This is a genomic window from Psychrobacter sp. Ps7 (genome assembly GCF_022129225.1).
GTDB lineage: Bacteria > Pseudomonadota > Gammaproteobacteria > Pseudomonadales > Moraxellaceae > Psychrobacter > Psychrobacter immobilis_A.
Window position 1 is genome coordinate 1 of record NZ_JADQAH010000076.1, and the last position, 1,490, is coordinate 1,490.

The window sequence follows — 1,490 nt, forward strand, 5'->3', positions numbered from 1 at the left end:
ATAACAATTAGGTTTGATAATTAGTTTATAACACTTTTAAGTAGACTTGACTATAGATGCAATGGAAATTCCTTGGGTTTTAAGAACCGATAATGATGTGTCAAAAATGAAAGTTTCAGGTAGAGAATGGAAAAATCCAGCAGGTATAAATAGATGTTTGAGTTTGATAGGCAGAGAAAAAATAGAGTATTTAGGCATTGATACTACATCTAAAAGCCTATACGAGAATGGTACTTGGTCTGAAATATCATCAATTTTGAATGTAAATAGTATTTATTTATCGAAGGTAGACTTGGAATACGATCTCTCGCTAGAGCTACCTGAACAACTTTTAGAGCTTTCTGGAAAAGAGAGCATTGACGATGCCGTGAAATTCTTAGCTAGTAAAAAAGCGATTAGGATGAGAGAGTTTCTGGCTAAGTATAAGTGTTTCCTAAAAGGCATGAATAATAGTGATTTAGCTAGGCCACTATTACATTGTTTATCTCATATTAACAAGTCAGAGGTCTAACATGAGTAAAAATTTTATTCTGTCGGATACTCAACTTAAGGCAATTAATTCTGATAAAAATATTGTTGTAACAGCTTGCCCAGGCAGTGGCAAAACTACAATAATGGTTGAAAAAATTCGTAAGGAAATACCAGCTCTAAAATCTTTTCAAGGTATTATAGGTATTACTTTCACGGTAAAGTCTAGTAATGAGTTAAAAGAAAGATGTAGTAAAGATGGTTTTAATTTAAAGTCGAGTTTTTTTGGAACTATAGACCATTTTTGTTTATCAGAAATTGTTTATCCGTTTGCTAACCGAATATTTGGTAGTGAAGTAAATGAAGTAGAGTGTAAAAAATATGCGGATATAGACGATAGTTTCAAGCATTATCTACCAAATTTAGATGACAGTGGCATTAATCTAACGACTGCTGATTACGAAAAATATTATAACGAATTCATAAAACACTATCAAAACGGATTCGTATTGCTTGAAGCAGTTGGTATTATTGCAAACCATACAGTAAACAATTCACTATCTTGTAGAAGATACATAAAGGCTAGATATAGTTCACTGTATGTGGACGAATATCAAGATTCGTCAGAACCTCAACATCAACTTTTTCTAACGCTTTTATATTTAGGCTTAAAAGCTACAGCTGTAGGTGATATACAACAATCAATATATGCTTGGAGAGGAAGCAGTTCAAAATATATTCTTGAGTTGATTCAACTAAATGAAAATTTTGAGCATCATATTGTCAATGTTAACTACCGCTGTCACCCCTCAATCATAAACTATGCAAATAGATTGTTCTCAAGTAAATGCGAATTATTACATACAGAAAATATTAGAGTTTTTAGAAGATGTTTTGATGGAACTCAATTAGATTTGGTTGTACATCTAAATGATTTCATACCAAAAGTTGCCAAGCATTTCGGCATAACTATAGTCAGTTCACAATAAAATAAATACAGCCCATATCCTGAAATAGCTTAG

The 1,490-nt window shown here is 31.9% G+C and carries 2 protein-coding genes; both read left to right on the top strand.

Annotation, left to right across the window (positions count from 1 at the left end; translation table 11 throughout):
- Positions 1 to 61: 61 nt before the first annotated feature.
- Complete coding sequence (locus I3257_RS14070; protein ID WP_238050164.1) at positions 62 to 511, top strand: hypothetical protein; 450 nt, start codon at positions 62 to 64, stop codon at positions 509 to 511.
- Between the two features lies 1 nt (position 512).
- Positions 513 to 1,457: a UvrD-helicase domain-containing protein gene (locus I3257_RS14075; protein WP_238050165.1), complete on the top strand. Its 945-nt coding sequence runs from the start codon at positions 513 to 515 to the stop codon at positions 1,455 to 1,457.
- The last annotated feature ends 33 nt before the right edge of the window (positions 1,458 to 1,490 follow it).